Source organism: Lewinellaceae bacterium (genome assembly GCA_020636105.1).
Classification (GTDB): domain Bacteria; phylum Bacteroidota; class Bacteroidia; order Chitinophagales; family Saprospiraceae; genus BCD1.
The window spans coordinates 404,192-418,833 of sequence record JACJYL010000002.1 but is presented as its reverse complement, the minus strand read 5'-3'; the positions used below and the strand labels follow the sequence as shown (position 1 = coordinate 418,833).

Genomic DNA, 14,642 nt, shown 5'->3' with positions numbered 1-14,642 from the left:
GTAATTTGATTATTTGAAATAAAAGGATAAAATTACCTGAGGTAAAGCCTTGGTCTTTTGAAAAACCGGTGTGATTGTTGATGTGATTCTTAAGCGAAGATATTATAATTTTCACTATTTGTCAGACAATCTCCGAATATTTTTTTAAATTTGAAACGCTTTCCAGTTCATAAAGCCTTACACATTAGGAATAAGTTAAATTTGATATTTGTCTCTTTTTTTTTAATAAATGTTCAATAAATCAGGGGCTGAATTTAGAAGACGTCAATTACTGGCTATGGTGAGTTCCGGATTAAATAGGATAACAAAACTTGCCGGCTTTTTATAATATGAATACTTAAAATGGTACAGTATTGTTATACTTTATGAGACTTCATTTTGTTGCATTTTTCACGACTATATTTTCTCTTTTTCTCGTTTCCCCCGATAATGAGAGAAATCATCAGACTGTGGAAATAGTTAATGAAGCCGTTTTCAGCGGAATCAATACCAATAAGGCATATTCGGTGGAAGAATTGGTTAAGGATGTATTTGCTGATGGAGTCTGTGAGACGATTACCAATGTTCAGTCGGTGGGGAATGGTAACGGTATCGGTTATTTTTCAAGCGGAACAGACATTATCGGGCTGGAAGATGGCATTATCCTTGCCACAGGCGACATTTCCAATGCTGAAGGCCCCAACAGTGCTTCTGACGTAAGTGGGAACTTTTTTGACAACTCCGGGGATATGGACCTCAATTTAATTGCTATTGAAGGCGTTTATGATGCGGTGGGCATCACCTTTGATTTTGTGCCCCTTGATTCTTTTGTGACGTTCCGGTATGTTTTTGCTTCCGAGGAATATTGCGAATTCGTCGGAAGTGAGTACAATGATGTTTTTGGTTTTTTTGTCAGCGGCCCGGGCGTTTCCGGCGGGTTCACGGGGGATGCAGAAAATGTTGCCCTGATTCCGGGGACAACGGATTTTGTGGCCATAAATTCTGTGAATAGAAATACCAATGCTGCCTTTTTTACAGGAAATGAAAGGCAGGACAATGCTGATGAATGTGGGGTGTCTTTCATCCCTTCCCAACAGAGTAATATTGAATACGACGGATTTACTACCGTTTTGACCGCTACGCTTAAGGTTAATCCATGTGATGTCTACCATATCAGGATGGTGATAGGAGATGTAAACGATAATTTTTATGATTCTGCCGTATTCCTGGAAGCAGGAAGTTTCAACCTGGGCGGCCGGATCAAGGTAAGTTCGGTTGGTAATCCGGTGAGCGGTCAGCAGTTATTAACGGAAGGTTGTGATGATGCCTATTTTCTTTTTGAGCGGCAGCAGGATGCTTCCACCGAATTTCCCCTGACGGTAAATTATTACCTGTCCAATCAAAATACAGCTACCGAAGGGGTTGATTTTGCGGCTATTCCACTAACGGCTGTTATCCCTGCAGGGGCTTCTTCCATTTCTGTTCCGGTGGAGGCCTTGAATGACGGGTTGCCGGAATCAGGAGAATCACTGGCCGTGATTCTCGATATTCCATGTGCCTGTTATGCAGATTCAGCAGTTATGCTGATCGTTGATCCCGTACCCGTTGAGGTGGATCTGCAGGATATTTACGTTTGCAGTGGAGAAAGTGTACAGCATACTCCTGTGGTATCCGGAGGCAATCCACCTTACACCTATCTTTGGAGTACGGGGGAAGGGACCCCGGGAATAAATATTGCCGGAATCGGGAATACCCATTATTCGGTCACGGTTTTTGATGACTGCGGCCATTTTGCCGTTGATACCTGTTTGATTCAAATCACTGAAGTGCCTTTTGGTATGTTGGAGGGAGACGAACGCGTTTGTGAAGGGGATACCGCCTATTTTCAAATAAACTTTTCGGGCATTCCACCCTTTGATTTCAGCTATACCATCGATGGGGTGGAACAAAATCCTGTTACCGACATCATGAGCCAATCTTTTTTGTTGCCGGCTGTTGAAGAAGGTACCTATGAATTGATTTATATGTCGGATCAGGTTTGTAGTGGGGATTTCCTTGGGGCGGCAACCCTTGATATTATGGAAATTGACGCCGATATAACCTCGGTGGATATCAGTTGCTCCGGTTTTTCAAATGGTTCCATTAAAGTGGCCATTACCGGGGCCAATCCTCCATTTTTATTGAATTGGAGTGATAATCTCGGAAGTCTTTCTTTTATCGATAGCCTGGCGGCAGGCATGTACTGGCTTTCGGTGCTGGATACGGTTGGCTGTGCCGAGCAATATGCCATTATGCTTTCGGAACCAGCTCCGTTAAGTGGCGTGACGGTGGATTGTGACGGGTTGATGGAAAGCGAACTAATACTCTCTGCAAATGGTGGAACGCCTCCCTACCTGTATTCCGTGAACGGCGGCAATTTTCAGGATGCTTCTTTATTTGAAACCCTGAATGTCGGAGAGCATTACGCGCTGGCCATTGAAGATGCAAATGGCTGTCAGTTGGAGCAGGAATTTATCATGCCCACATTATATGAACGCATGTTTGAGTTGCCGGAGACCGTTGAGGTGCTTCCGAATGAACAACATGAATTGATGTTGCAGCTCAATTTCCCGGAATCCCTCCTGGCTTCGGTAATCTGGGCTCCCTCGACGAATCTAAGTTGCACGGATTGTCTGAACCCCATTCATACGGCATTGGCCGGGGGACTCTATTTTGTGCAGGTTACGGATGTATTTGGTTGCAAGTCTTTTTCAAGTATAGAAGTTACCATCAAGGAAGAGATCGATTATTATATTCCTACCATCTTTACCCCCGACGGAGATATGGTAAATGATTTTTTCATGCCTTATTTTAGTGAAAAACACGTGACGAAAGTGCTTTTGTTCCAGGTTTTCAACCGCTGGGGTGGGATGATGCACGAGGCCAAAAATTTCCTGCCCAATACCGAGGGAATGGGTTGGGACGGCAACCTGGACGGGAAACCTTTGAACAGCGGTGTTTTTGTATTCCTGGTTAAAGTGAAACTGAGAGACGGCAATGAAAAGACCATCACGGGAGATATAGTGCTTTGGCGTTGAACAAGGTAATGTATTGGCTGTTATTAGAATAACTAAAATTCAAAAACAAAATATAATGCAATACAACAGACTTGGCAAATCAGGCCTTCAGGTGAGTGCCTTATCCCTGGGGTCATGGCTTACCTTTGGAAAACAGATCAGTGACGAGGTTGCTGAGGAACTCATGATCAAAGCCTACGACAACGGGGTGAATTTTTTTGACAACGCTGAAATTTATGCACGCGGGCAGTCGGAAATCGTCATGGGGAAAATCCTCAAAAAACTGGGCTGGGACAGAACCTCTTTCCTCGTCTCCAGCAAAGTGTTTTTTGGGGACGGACGTCGGTTGCCCAATCAAACGGGGTTGAGCAGGAAACATATTTTCGAAGCCTGTGATGCGGCCCTAAAGCGCTTGCAGGTCGATTACCTCGATCTGTTCTTCTGCCACAGGCCGGATAAAAATACGCCCATCGAAGAAACCGTATGGGCCATGAACCACCTCATTCAACAAGGGAAAGTGCTCTATTGGGGCACTTCAGAATGGTCTGCCCAGGAGATTATGGAAGCCCACATGGTTGCCCGTGATTTGCGATTGATCGGCCCGACGATGGAGCAGCCTCAATACAATATGTTTCATCGGGATAAAGTTGAAGTCGAGTACAGCCAGATTTTTAAAACGGTAGGGCTTGGCACCACTATTTGGTCTCCCCTGGCTTCCGGAGTGTTGACGGATAAATACCTGGATGGTTTTCCAAAGGATACCCGGCTGGGCATGGAAGGCCTGGAGTGGTTGAAGGACAATGCCCTGACCGAAAGTCGCATAGAGAAGGCAAGGAGCCTGAATGGCCTGGCTAAAGAGCTCGGGACCAAACTGCCTCAACTGGCCCTGGCCTGGTGCCTGAAAAATCCTGACGTAAGTACAGTTATCCTGGGCGCTTCAAAAGTGCATCATTTGGAGGAAAACCTAAAAGCCCTCGAGGTTGTGGATAAGATCACGCCGGAGGTGGCGCAACAAATTGAAGTGATTCTGGACAATAAACCAGTGGCTCCTCCTTTTTAAGAAGTAATTTTTTATTGAAGATATAAACTTGCGGGTTACGGGATGCTTAATGATTCCGTAACCCGTAACTTTTTTGGGATCCAGCCGTCATTAAAGTAAATGGTTTTAAACTATTTTGAAAAAATAATTAAATCAGGGTAACATTTACCCAAGTTAGGGGATATAGTGGTGGAAGGCATCAAAAGAGATGTTTCGGCGACATTTTAATACATGATAACAACTTTTAACAATTATTTAAAATTTGACAAGCAACATATCGCCTCTAAGAAAGGTTTTAACCACAACAATTGACAAGAACTGACATCCTAAAACATATTTGAAATGAACAACCAAAAAATTAATCTCGCACTTTCAGTTGGTTTATTGAATAAAAGAAATTCAACCAACGGATTAGATCTGATCAAAGAATTAATGCTCAACCTTAAGGAAACCGGAGCATTCATTGGCTCACAGCTGAAAGGTCAAATGGCCCTGAATGCAAGCCATCAGATGGAAAAACATGCCTTGCAGTTTGAAAACTGTACACTGGATGTAGAATTGGTAAACAATCCCCAAACCAAACGCCAAAGCATTCACGGTTTTCAACTGAGGTAAAACTAAGTCCGATTTAGGGATGAAAAATTATCCCCATACATATCCAAATTTTTGTACGGCCCTTTTCGTTAACGCGGGAAGGGCCGTTGTTTTGAAATGTGAAATTTAAAATGCAAAACCGTGAAATGTAGAATGTTAATTTTTTTGGAATTGAGGTTCCGCTTCACTCTTACATTCTAGATTTGATAGGCTGATTTCCGGTACTTCCTATCTTTTATCAATTTTCACCAACAACTCCTGTGCTTTCTCATAAAAGGCTTCATTGGACTCCGGAATTTCTTTCAAAGCTTTCCTGCATTGATTAAAATTTTTCATTTTTAAATAGGTCATCGCCTGCCACCATTTACCGGATTTTTGATAAGCTGTAGCTCCTTTGTTTAAATTTTCAAAAATATTTAAAGCTTCTTCATATTTTCCTGATTCCAGAGCCGAAAGTCCAAGATAATAAATAGCCTGGATATCTTCCGGCTCCCGTTCCAGATGCTGGGTCAGAAAGTAATATGCGGAGATATAATCCTGTGCGTTAAACGCTATTTCCGCTTTACCAGTAAAAGTTTCAGGGCCTTTTTCCTCCAAATTCATTTTACCTATATCGGCATATTGATTATAAAGGATATTCTGTGGCAGGAAATTACGGATGGCAATAACCAGGAGCATAATTGCCGCTGCAGCTGAAGCATACCGAGCCCACCGGGGTATCATTTTTGTAACTTTACCCTTTGACTTGTCGTTTTCTGATTCTTGAAAATATTGATTTCCAAGACTGTCGAGGTCTTTGATCAAAGATGCTTTTCCTTTCCTGTTTTTGAGAAAAATATCCATGCTTTTTCTCACCTCGTAAGATTCCTTAAAAAGAGGATCATTTTTCAGGCGCTCCTGAAAATTTGTACGTTCTTCCTCACTTAAATTCCCGTTGAGGTATTCATCTATCCATTTGTAATCGTCTTTCATAAGCCTGAATTTTCATTGCTATACAAATCTCGCCATCTGTCGATACAGGCGTTCTTTCGACGGTAAAAGGTACTTACTTTAGCCATTTCCAGTTGGCTGCTAATATCTTCAGCAGCTATTCCGTCACTTACGAGTTGCAATAATTTTTGACATAACTCGCTTAATTGCGAAAAGGCCTTATCAAGTTTGGATTGTCTGATCTCTTCTTCTTCGACTTGTACAATCAGTTGGGCCATGTCCCAGTTGTTTTCATATCGCTCCTGTTCTTCCTTTATTACCCCTTCCATCCTTTTATTTTTTCTGAGCTGGCTGATCCATTTGTTTCTACAAATATGAAAAACAAATGCGCCCAGCGGACAGGTTAAATTGAAATCAGGGTCCATGGCTTTGGTATATATGGCGAGAATGGATTCCTGGAAAATGTCCTTTGCATCCGCAGGAGTACCATTGTTTTTTATTACCCAATTTTTAACCGGAGCCAGGTGTTGCTGGTAGATCATCTCCAGTACTTGTCTGTCTCCTTTTGCAAGGGCTTCTATGTATTGGTGGTCTTCGTGTTTTTTCATCGATGCCAAAATAGGGTAGGTGATAATTTTATCCTCTTCAAAGGTAAGAAAAAAGTTGTGGAGCGATATAAGGGTGTTGGGAGGAATTTAAGATAGTTTTTGAGAATACCTCTTACAGACAAAAAAGAACAGGGAAGCCGAAAACTGGTAAGAGTAGGCAATAACTTTTTTTAAAAACCAAAAATGGCAGAACCAAAAAAGAATCCAGAAACCACCTCAATTAATTTAAGAGACCAATTAATGGCATCCAGACCGGATCTAACCCGGACCATTGGCGCGCTGCGCCTTCGAGTCCGTTTACGGGAGTAATAAGCCCTGGAATAGCCGTTGGGACAAGTAAGCTTGCTAATTCATCCATGGAAACCTTCGTGCAAAGCATAAATTGTTTTGCTGGTCACCGAAAAGATATTTTTGACTCTAGCCTTGGCATGCTTGGGGTAAGGTAGAGTAAGAACCAACACCAAAAAACCATACATGTTGGAGGCAAATACGTTTTGTCTCCAACTATTTTAAAATGAACTGTTCTTGTAAATTTTGAATTATTTGTAAATTTTGACTAAATATTTTAAAAAAATTTATTTGTTTACGATTAAATTTTATTATTTTAGACCAACAGTCTACATTTATTCAGACTGCGCCCTCTGGTTTCTACCCAATTTTAAAGTATACAATCGTAACTTTCATAACCATTTACCTAAATAAAAGGATCAAAACCCTTCAAAATGAAAAGTAAAATTCTTATTCTGTTCTTTTTGTTTTCCGCCTTCTTTTATTTTAATACCTCAGCACAGGTCGTTCAATATTATGAGCCCTTTGATTCCACTTTAAATGGTTGGGTTAGCCCGGGGTCTATTTTTTGGACCTGGGGGGATCAGGCCATTTTATTGGGACAGGTTTATACGATAAGCGCTCCATCGGGTGCCGGTACTGCGGTGTTACAGGATACTTCAGTGGTTGTTAATTCTAACACGCTGATTTCCGAGGCTTTTGACTTTTCTTTGTACAATAACGTACGCTTAAGGTTTAACCAGTTGCTGCACCTTGAAAATACAAATGAAAATGTGTTTGTCAGGGTAAAATCCGATATCGAAGAATCCGACTTTCCATTAAACCTGAACTCCAACTGGAACGGGACCACTAACTCCTGGGACTTGCAGGATATTGATATTACAGCCATCGCAGCAGGTCAAAACAATGTCCTGGTGAGTTTTATGGCCAATACCTCACAAGCCGTATGGATCATTGATGATATAAAGCTCTATGAACCTGCGAGTGTTGGAGAGACCTTGCCCATTCCTTATTTGGGTGATAGCCTAAAAAATTATAACATTCCCTACGATATTGGTGATGATGGCTGGCCTTATGTTCCCTACCAGGTGGTAGTGGATTTCGCACCTAATGTGCCGGAAAGCCGGAAGCAGGAACTTCGCGATTCTTTTGGTTTTAGAAAAATTATGAGTTGTCATTGCAGCAGTGATATCGAATTATGGGTGGAAGACGGAGACGCTATGGATTTGGATATAATCGGGATTCAGGAAAAAACCGAAGGCTCCGGCAGTGGTTCCGATATTGATGATATCGAATTGAATAAGTACAATTTCAACCATTTATTCGATACAATTCCTCCACCTGTACATCCGCTAAAAGTGCCTCCATCAGGTCTTACCAAAACACCAAAAGGTGCTGTTTTGATCGCTGTTTTGGATACGGGGATTGATTATAATCACATTGATTTAACAGACCATATCTGGCAAAACCCAAATCTTTCATGGCCTGATAGCTGTAGTATGCAGGACGATTTTATCGGTTGGAATTTTGTGCATGACAATAACAATCCAATGGATGATCATAGTCATGGTACCCATGTAGCCGGCATTATCGTTCAAAATCTGAAAAAACAATGCACGGAATCCTGCGATTACAGGTTAATCCCGCTAAAAACTCATAATGCCAACGGAGTTGGGAATTTGTTTGATGTGACCTGCGCCACCTATTACAGCATTGATGTTGGTGTGGATATTATCAATGATAGCTGGGGCTTTTACGGTAACTCGAGCCGTATTTTAAAAACTGCTATGGAAAATGCAGAAAATCATAATATTCTTATTGTATCTGCAGCTGGGAATGATTCATTAAATCTGGGAATAACCCCACAATTTCCAGCCTGTGATACGTTGGACAATATTGTTACCGTTGGTTCCCATGATATTGTCGTAAACGGTAACTACCAAAGATCATGGTTCTCCAATTATTCACCCAGTCAGGTAGACCTTCTGGCCCTGGGGGATCAGGTGGTTAGTGCTTTTCCCGGGAATTTGAGGCGGGAAAAATCAGGAACTTCCATGGCAACTCCGGCTGTAACGGCGGCTTATGTAGCTTATTTTTGCGGTAAACGGGGAAAGGTGAATGCAATTAAAAACGCCCTGTTGTCCTGTACTCGGGAAGAGCCGAAAATGGCGGGAAAAGATTCAGAAAAGGGGCGGGTCCTGGATTATGGATTCAAATGTGATAATTGGTGGGATAGATTCAGATGGCCTGTTTTGGCCGTTGGCCTTTTCCTTTTGATTTATATGTCCGTTTGCTGGGGAAGGACAAAAACGCTTTTCAGGTATCGAAAAAATTAGGAAAATGATATTGAAAAAATTATTTTTCTGTCTGGCATGCTCTCTTTGGGGGATGCCAGCATTTTTATTGGCACAATACCCATTGGTGTTGAATCCAAAGGCTGTTGTGGCCGGAGAAGAGGATACCTTTCTGAGCATGACGGATCTTTTGAAGAATTCTTGGGATAGCCAACAGGAATTGGCTGATTTATTTCACAACAGAGGGGTGTTTGAATATAATAAAAAACATTATGAAAAAGCCATTTTTTATACCGAAAAAGCAGTAGCCATCAGGCAAATTGTCCTGTATCCTTTCCAGGAAGACCTGGGGAAGTCTTATCATAATTTGGGGGCATTTTACAGAAAAATCGAAAAATTTGAGATGGCTGAAAAAAATTTACAATCGGCCATCCGTATTTTTAGCGCAACGGGGAATGACAGGGTCTCCAGATCCCTTCTCGAACTGGGGGGCATTTACCGGGAACTTGGTGATTTTGATCGGGCCATACAAGCTTTTGACCTTGCCATCAATAATGCGAACAAATTTAATGATAACATTAGAATGGTGAAAGGCCGGCTTGAATTCGGGTATGTTTTACACGAAAAAGGACTATATCAAAGAGCCATTGACAGTCTTCTCCTGGTCAGTGCATATTTTCAAAACGGAGCACCCTCAGATGTAAGGGCATTTTGTTACAACAACCTGTGCAGAAGTTATTACAGTCTGAAAGATTATGACAATTGTATTTATTACGGAGATCTGGCCATTAAGGAGCTCACTCAATTCAAGATTAAAAAAGACCTTGGAGCGGCTTACAATAATGTCGGCCTGGCTCACCTCAAATTAAACCAATTGGAAGAAGCCAGGAAATGTTTCCTTAAGGGAGATGCGCTGGGGAAGCAATTTGATATGAGAACTCTGGTGGCACAAAGTCAGGATAACCTGGCAGAGTATTACATCAGAATGGGGGCGCCTGACCAAGCCTTAAAATGTTACCATAATGCCGTCATGAAAGAGGTGAATGGCGCAATGGATTTAAATGTTCTGGAAAATCCGTCGGAAAAGGATATTGAACTCATGCCTTCCAAGGCCGACTTGTTGATTTATCTGTCTGACAAAGCAAAGGCATTGATGTTGTTACACCAAAAAAGCGGGGATCCGGTTTTTTTGACCCAGGCTCTTCAAACCTATAAACGCTGCGATTTTCTCGTCGGCCTTCTGCGCCGGGAGCATACGGAACAAAGCACGAAACTTTTCTGGAGGGAAAACGTAATGCCTATTTATGAAAAGGCGATTGAGGCCAGTTATATCGCAGGCGATTATTCCAGTGCCTTTTTGTTTTTTGAAAAAAGCAGGTCGGTTCTTTTGCTCGATGCTATGATCAACGCGGAAGCCATTCATTCCATTGGAGATGCAACCCTGATCAGGGAGGAACAGCGACTTACCCAGGCTTTACTCAAAGCGCGTGAACAATTGGAAACCTCAAATAAGGAGAACAGAATCATTGCCCTGGAAAACCTCAGGCAGCTAAATATCGAATTTGAGACCTTTACTTCAACGGTTAGCAAAAAATACCCCAATTACCATAAAGCCAAATTTGAAACAAAAGTAGATGCCCTTTCCACTTTCAGGTCGAATCAACTTCTGGGCAATCATACGGCTTTGCTACATTACTTTTTGGGTCAGGAAAAAAGCTGGCTCCTTGCCTTGACAGGCGATGCAGAGCCTGTTTTCAAAGATCTGGGACCCACTGTGGAAACGGAACAGCTGGTCGGTGAGTATTTAGCCTTTTTTAAAAATTCCTATGCCATCGCCAATGATCCGGAAGGTTATATAGCTTCGGCCCGGGCGTTGTTCAATTACCTGGTGGCTCCCGCAGGATTATCCGGGGTGGACGAACTAATCATTGTTCCCGATGGGGTTTTAGGGTTCGTGCCATTTGAGGCATTGGTTACCAAACCTGTTGAGGACTATGAACTGTCACGCTTGCCTTATCTAATCAATGATTACAGTATTAGGCTCAGTTTTTCGGCTACCATTTTGGGAAAACAAGGTGCAAACCCGGGAGACAAACATACATTGCTGGGATTCGCGCCCTTCTCCGCCGGGCAAGGGATTGGTAATTATCCCGCTTTATCTTATAGTAAAGATGAGCTATCCACCATTGAGAAGAAAGTCGCTGGAGCATATTTTACCGGATCTAAGGCCACAAAAGAGCTATTTATGCAGGAAACAGGACACTTTTCGGTAGTCCATTTGTCGACGCATGCCGAAGCCAATGAGGCTGGCGGACAACCAATCATCGTTTTTGCCGATACTGTTTTAACCTTACAGGAATTGTACGGCATGAAAATACCTTCCGATCTGGTCGTATTGAGTGCCTGCGAAACCAATATTGGAGAAGTGAAATCAGGTGAGGGAATCTTTAGCTTATCCAGAGGTTTTACTTATGCAGGAGCCCACAGCATTATTGCCAGTTTGTGGAACGTAAATGCGGCCTCCACCGGAAAAATATTCCCTGTTTTTTATGACAAACTGCGACAGGGATCAACCAAGGCTTCTGCCTTGCGGGCCGCAAAATTGGAATATATCAGCAAATTGGACGAAAGCGGTCATATTAAAACACCCTATGACTGGGCAGCCTTTACCCTAATGGGCAATAACGAAACCATTGAATTGGAATCGCCGTCCAATCCATGGGGGTATTTCCTGATACCTCTTGTGATCTTTACTGGTTTTTTTGTGATCAGGAAAAAAATTAAAGAAGGTTAATTCCAAGTCTGTAAAGGCTATGAAAACATAATCGCTTTTTGGAAGTTTATTCCAGCCACACACCCATCATCCCAACCCCATGAGCCTCCTCCCTTTCTCCTTCCGGAATGCCGGGACCGATTGAAAATTGCAGGCTCTCCACCTGGCTGATATCAAACGACTTGTGGATTCCATGATCCAGGTAATACGGCAAAAAAGAAGGGTAGGGGCGTGGCAAGGTAACCGTTTGCACCGGGATAAGATCTGCCAAGGCCAGCTTGTATTCTCCCGTTGTTGTTCCGATCTCAATGATTTTACCAAAAGCAGAGCCATCGTTCGTCACAAAAGCAATTTGAAGCTTACAGGGCTTATCATTTAAGGCCCTGCCTTCAAAAACAAGGTGTTTTTTTGAGGCCAGGTCGGCTTTTCTCCCGGAAACGGCATCGAGGATAAAATGCTTGAAACTATAATCGTAAATCGGTTCGGCCGTCATATTTTCATTATCCGGCCGAAATAATTTGTCAAGATTCATTTGATACTCGGCTTTTCCCTGCTTTGCTGAAGGGACAAGCTTAAAGGATCGGCGCCATTGACGGACGAGCACATCAAGGTCATTTTCGGCATTAAAAAGATAAATCGGATATTTTTGAGGCACCACTCGCACCAGGTAAGGCGTGCGCGCGTAAAAATCCCATTCAAAAGGCATGCCCTCCTGTGCGGCAGGATAACTGATGTATTGATCTTCTTTTTGTTTCACGACGATATAATACCTCAAATACCCGGCAGTCAGTTTGTCTGCGGGAATGGTGGCGGAATAAGTAAAACCATTTTTTCTTTCCATATCGATGGCTATTCTGCCGGCATCTGAATACCCGACCACCTGAAGCCCAAGGGGCGTGACGGGCGCAATAAAATCGGCGGAAATTTCCAATGGGGTGTTTTCTGAAACCTCCCCATCGGCAGTATGTTTGAACCAGGCTTTTTTGACGGTGGTTTCGGGAGCGTAGAAATCATTGAGTTTGTTCACTCCCCAATTTGCATAGGGAGACCAGGTTTTGTCAATCCCTTTTTTACTCAATATATAAGTGCCCGGTTGGATGGAAAAGGCATTCCCCTCCACGGTAGAGCCATAAGTATTGCCGCTATTGATGGCTTCCATGCTAAAATCACTTCCAAGGTTTTGGAGGATTACCTTCATTGGGTGCTCCTGCCATTGGACAACCCCTACCGTTTTTTTTGGGCTGTTCGTGCCAAAAGGATTGTCCACCCAATGGGCATCGGGCATGACTTCCAGGCGCCAGACACCTTCCGAGATTTTGTCGAGGAAGTAAGCCCCTGAACCGTCATACTTTACCAGGGCTGAATTGCCAAAACCGGCTATTTTTTTCAACCTTTTTTCCTCCACAGGTTTGGAGGAGGTGTTATTGGTATAAATGAATTTTTCCGGGGAATTGTATGCTGCCAGGTCCTTTCCATAATCCACGCTAAATTGTTCAAATTGAAGATTGTCGGGGTATCTTCCATAGTTTTTATACATGGGAAGCTGATGGAAAATTTCCGAACAAATCATAAGGCTTAAGGCCTTTTGAGGGGTGTAGGCCAGGTTCATGTAATGGGTGTTGTACTCTGTATTGGCATAAGCCAGAAAGGTAGGGTCGTAGGCAAAATGGGTGGCGATCTGAATGCCTGCTTCCCGGAAACTTCGGGCAATGGCCGGATAAATATAGGAGCGGCCAATGTCTGCTGCATCGAATTCGTAAACCAGTTTGGCCCCATGGTATTTCCGGATCGTTTCATCAAAGGGGATATAGTAATCATTCACATTGGGCAGCATATTGCCGGGCAGCTCCCGGTGATACCCCAATCCAGTCGGATACCATTGAAAAGTTCCCCCCTGGATGCCTGCCTGGAAGTAGGCATCGGCCAGGTGGACGGCATGACTGATATTGTAAAAAATCGGTTTTTTAGTGCCTGTTTTTCTCATAGCCTCCACCATGCCTTTGATGAATTCCGTAACATTCTCCGGGGCTTGCCGGTGGTGGGGTTCATTACTTATTTCAAAAGCAATGATATTGGGATCGTCCTTGTAGGCTAGGCCGGTATATGGATTTACATGGTTCAAAAACTGGAAAAGGTAATTCTGCTGCGCTTTTATGGCATCAGGATTGGTCAGGCAGTCGCCCTTCCCGTATTTATGAGAAAAGCCCGGGGTGGGTTCATCGGGCTCCGGCCAGCCATTGCCCCAGAACGCTATGGGGGTTAGCACCGCATTGATCCCCTTCTCATTCAGCGTTTTCAAAAGGTAATCAAACAGGTCGAGGTGTTCGTTTTCGATCAGGTTGCCCAGGGTGTCGCTGATTTCTGTATCCCAAACGTGCACCCGGTACAGGTCAAATCCAAGTCTTGAAAAATGATACACATCGTGGTCGATGGCCGCTTTGAGGTCAACGCCCATTCTTTTTGCGGAGCGGAACGCATGAGCAAAAGGCACCGTGTAATTTACCCCGAAGCCTTTCACTTCTTCCTCTGTTTTTTCCCACCGCATGACTCCTTTTTTATCGACATAAACCTGACCCTTCGGGGGTTGGGCCGACAAAGGTGAAATGAAAAGCAAAAGGAGCAATATTGGTTTAACCATTGATTTTACTGAAAAATAAGGATGGGAAAGCGCTTCAAAATGGAGAAACATAAACTTCTTGATTTTGGTTTGAAAATAGGCGGATCACGAAGCTCCAAAATACTAAAATTCTTACAAAAAAGTCCATCCATAGGTTAAACTACCTGAAAATTGGAAGGACTAAATTTAAAAAGCTATGGGAGGCAAAATAAAAAACCAGAACAGCCTGAATTTTCTAATGGTTACTGTTATAGGAAGGCTGGATACTTTTCCAGAAAGAGACATCGAAATATTTTTCTCTCCATCCGGGGAAGCCGGAATTGTCGAATTGCCGGAGCATTATTTGTATTCCAGCGCCAGGAATTATGTTGGACAGCAAGGGCTGATAGAGGTGGAAATTTTGGATTTTCGAAATAATATTGGATATATTGATTTGTGAATGGGAATTGGTTATTTTTGATCGG

The 14,642-nt window shown here is 43.0% G+C and carries 9 protein-coding genes; 6 read left to right on the top strand and 3 right to left on the bottom strand.

Translation table 11 applies throughout. The annotated features are described in order from the left end of the window. Positions 1-449 precede the first annotated feature (449 nt). The 3 genes from H6571_18905 (at position 450) to H6571_18895 (ending at position 4,689) form a co-directional block, all read left to right on the top strand. The gene (locus tag H6571_18905; GenBank protein MCB9325815.1) at positions 450-3,056 is read left to right on the top strand and encodes a choice-of-anchor L domain-containing protein; all 2,607 of its coding nucleotides are present in this window, start codon (positions 450-452) and stop codon (positions 3,054-3,056) included. A gap of 55 nt (positions 3,057-3,111) precedes the next feature. Next, complete coding sequence (locus H6571_18900) at positions 3,112-4,095, top strand: aldo/keto reductase (GenBank protein ID MCB9325814.1); 984 nt, start codon at positions 3,112-3,114, stop codon at positions 4,093-4,095. A gap of 321 nt (positions 4,096-4,416) precedes the next feature. Next, positions 4,417-4,689 carry a hypothetical protein gene (locus H6571_18895; GenBank protein ID MCB9325813.1) on the top strand — a complete coding sequence of 91 codons (273 nt, stop codon included), beginning with the start codon at positions 4,417-4,419 and terminating at the stop codon, positions 4,687-4,689. A gap of 207 nt (positions 4,690-4,896) precedes the next feature. On the opposite strand, the gene H6571_18890 is transcribed toward H6571_18895, so the two are convergent. Together H6571_18890 and H6571_18885 are read right to left on the bottom strand one after the other, a co-directional pair. After that, a complete protein-coding gene (locus H6571_18890) occupies positions 4,897-5,640 on the bottom strand; it encodes a tetratricopeptide repeat protein (GenBank protein ID MCB9325812.1) in 744 nt (247 codons plus the stop codon). Then, on the bottom strand, positions 5,637-6,206 hold the full coding sequence (locus H6571_18885) for a sigma-70 family RNA polymerase sigma factor (protein MCB9325811.1): 570 nt from the start codon (positions 6,204-6,206) through the stop codon (positions 5,637-5,639). The genes H6571_18890 and H6571_18885 overlap by 4 nt, the downstream gene beginning before the upstream one ends. A 722-nt stretch (positions 6,207-6,928) precedes the next feature. Between H6571_18885 and H6571_18880 the strand changes: the two genes are divergently transcribed. Both H6571_18880 and H6571_18875 read left to right on the top strand, forming a co-directional pair. Further along, on the top strand, positions 6,929-8,830 hold the full coding sequence (locus H6571_18880; protein ID MCB9325810.1) for a S8 family serine peptidase: 1,902 nt from the start codon (positions 6,929-6,931) through the stop codon (positions 8,828-8,830). 4 nt (positions 8,831-8,834) lie between these two features. After that, entirely contained in the window at positions 8,835-11,582 is a 2,748-nt protein-coding gene (locus H6571_18875; protein MCB9325809.1) for a CHAT domain-containing protein, read from the top strand. Positions 11,583-11,628: 46 nt separating this feature from the next. On the opposite strand, the gene H6571_18870 is transcribed toward H6571_18875, so the two are convergent. Then, positions 11,629-14,106, bottom strand: coding sequence for a hypothetical protein (locus H6571_18870; GenBank protein MCB9325808.1), 2,478 nt, complete (start codon positions 14,104-14,106; stop codon positions 11,629-11,631). 268 nt (positions 14,107-14,374) lie between these two features. Here H6571_18870 and H6571_18865 point away from each other — a divergent pair, with 268 nt between their 5' ends. Beyond that, complete coding sequence (locus H6571_18865) at positions 14,375-14,617, top strand: hypothetical protein (GenBank protein ID MCB9325807.1); 243 nt, start codon at positions 14,375-14,377, stop codon at positions 14,615-14,617. Positions 14,618-14,642 lie beyond the last annotated feature (25 nt).